The organism is Leisingera sp. F5 (assembly GCF_001593695.1).
On sequence record NZ_LUKH01000462.1, the window covers coordinates 1 to 2362 of the forward strand.

A 2362-nucleotide genomic window follows, 5' to 3' on the forward strand; every position below is an offset into this window, starting at 1 on the left:
CAACGCGGCTCCTCGCAGCAGATCGATGCTGTGCTCTGCCTGTTTGACCTCAAGGGGTTCACCCAACTGGCGGAACGGCTGCCGGGCACGGAACTGATCGAGATGCTGAACGGCTATTTCGGTCTGGCGGTGGAAACCATCCAGGCGCATGGCGGCAACATCCTGAAGTTCATGGGTGACGGCATGCTGACCATGTTCAACCTCGGCAGTATTGAGGAGGACGCCCATGCGGCCCTTGCGGCGGCTAATGAACTGTGCGGCAAAGTGCGCGCCTTCAACTCCGAACGCGAAGAACAGGGTCTGCCCACCGCGGGCTTTACTTTGGCGCTGCACGCGGGTGATATCCTGTATGGTAATATCGGGGCCGAGAACCGGCTGGATTTCACTGTGATCGGCCAGGCGGTGAACCAGACCGCCCGAATCGCGGGGATGCACCGTTCGGTCGGCCAAAGCATCATCATGTCGGAAGACGTGCAAAAGGCGGCCAAGGGCACCAACCACGATCTGGTGTCGCTGGGCCGTTACATGCTGCGCGGAGTGGCCGAGCCGATCGAGCTTTACACCATTTACCGCGGCAATTGCGGTTGCGATGGTTAAGCCGCCGCGGGGCAGGATCAGATACTGATCTCGACCCCCGGCAGGTTCACTTCCTTCATCATGTCGCGCAGTTCCTGCCGGGCGGCGATGTTGGAAATGTTCAGCTGCTTGACGCCGATGTCCTTGAGGTCCAGCAGCGTCAGCCCGCGCGGGAACAACTCGCGGAAAATCACCCGCTCGGAAAAGCCCGGTGCGACCCGGAAGCCGATCCGCTTGGACAGCATATTGATGGCGCGCTCCATCTTTTCCTTGTTGACCATGCGCTGGGTGCCGATCCGGTTGCGGATCACCCAGGCCTCCAGCCCGATCCCCATCGAGGTCCGGCCCACCCGCGCGACCCAGCCATAAATCTCCAGCACGTCGCCGATCCGCACCGGGCGGATGAATTTCATTGCATCCACAGCCACCGTGGCCACCCGCCCCTGCGCCCTCTCTCCTGCAATGATACCGCTGGCCAGGTCCATCTGGCTCAGCACCCAGCCGCCAAAGATATCGCCGCTGACATTTGCATCCGCCGGCATGGCCAGCGTGCGCAGGGTCGGATTGCCCTTGGGCGTCACCCGTTCCATTCCCTGTCTCCTTCCCGTCCCGCGCGGCCCCACGAACCGCCTCTGCGCTCACCCTAGCCGGTTTTGTACAAAACGTCAGAAACCGTGTACGTTTTGTACGTTTTGTACAGGCCACCGCCAGCCCACTGCCCCCTTGCACTCTGCCCCTGGGGGCGGTTTCATGGTGGGGTATTCCGGAGGATCCCCCATGCTGCGCAACATCCCCGCCATCCTTTCGCCCGAAATCCTGTACAGCCTTCGGGCGATGGGTCACGGCGATGACATCGTGATCTCGGATTGCAATTTTCCAGCCTACTCAATGGGATGTAAGGTACACCGCCTGGACGGCTTGTCCGCCACACAGGTCCTGCAGGCGGTGCTGACGCTCTTGCCGCTGGACAGTTTCGTCAAGGACCCGGCCCATACAATGCAGGTGGTCGGCGACGCCGAGGCCGTTCCCGAAATCGTCAAGGAATTTCAAGACATTATAGATGGGAATGCGGACAATCCCGCACCTATCGCAACGCTGGAACGCTTTGCCTTCTACGAGCGGGCCAAGACTGCGTTCGCCGTGATTCAGACCGGGGAATCAAGGCTTTACGGGAACATAATCCTCAAGAAGGGCGTCATCCCTCCAAACTGAACTGGCCGGTATGGTTTTCGTGACTGTCGGAAATGGGCGCCTTCCCCCATCTTCAGAGACAGGAAAAGGAGACCCGCCATGACCAAGCACAACCAGCCCCGCCCCGCACAGACCTCCACCCCGGTTCCCGGCCAGACCAAGCCCAAGACCTACCAGTTCACGGATTGGGCCGCCTTCTGAGAATTCAGGCAAACACATTGATACACCGCGTTTTTCCCGGAAAAATCCCGGGTGGATGCAAGACCAGCGGCCCATTTTCACCCGCACCGGGACCTCGGCGAGCGCGCCGCCAGAGCCGCCCGGACACCCCGATCAGAGCCCTGCGATCTGCCGCAGGTTCGCGACGATCCCATCGACCCCTTCCCCGCCCTTGAGCGCAGAAAAAACGAACGGCCGCCCCGCGCGAACCCGCGTCGCATCGCGTTCCATCACCTCCAGCGAGGCACCGACGTAGGGCGCCAGGTCGGTCTTGTTGATGACCAGCAGATCCGACCGTGTGATCGCCGGTCCGCCTTTGCGCGGAATCTCTTCTCCGGCAGCAACATCAATGACATAGACCGTCAGATCCGCCAGT

At 61.2% G+C, this 2362-nt stretch carries 4 protein-coding genes; 2 read left to right on the top strand and 2 right to left on the bottom strand.

Going from position 1 to position 2362, the window contains the following annotated elements; translation table 11 throughout:
- Positions 1-597, top strand: a 597-nt coding sequence (locus A2I95_RS31890; RefSeq protein WP_291736290.1) for an adenylate/guanylate cyclase domain-containing protein, incomplete at its 5' end; no start/stop codon positions are given.
- 17 nt (positions 598-614) lie between these two features.
- Here A2I95_RS31890 and A2I95_RS31895 read toward each other — a convergent pair.
- Positions 615-1166: a division plane positioning ATPase MipZ gene (locus A2I95_RS31895; protein WP_367153164.1), complete on the bottom strand. Its 552-nt coding sequence runs from the start codon at positions 1164-1166 to the stop codon at positions 615-617.
- A 187-nt stretch (positions 1167-1353) separates the two neighbouring features.
- On the opposite strand from A2I95_RS31895, the gene A2I95_RS31900 reads away from it, so the two are divergent.
- Complete coding sequence (locus tag A2I95_RS31900) at positions 1354-1788, top strand: RbsD/FucU domain-containing protein (protein ID WP_291736291.1); 435 nt, start codon at positions 1354-1356, stop codon at positions 1786-1788.
- 312 nt (positions 1789-2100) lie between these two features.
- Here A2I95_RS31900 and A2I95_RS31905 read toward each other — a convergent pair.
- A partial coding sequence (locus A2I95_RS31905) for a GTP-binding protein (RefSeq protein ID WP_291736292.1) occupies positions 2101-2362 on the bottom strand: 262 nt, incomplete at its 5' end.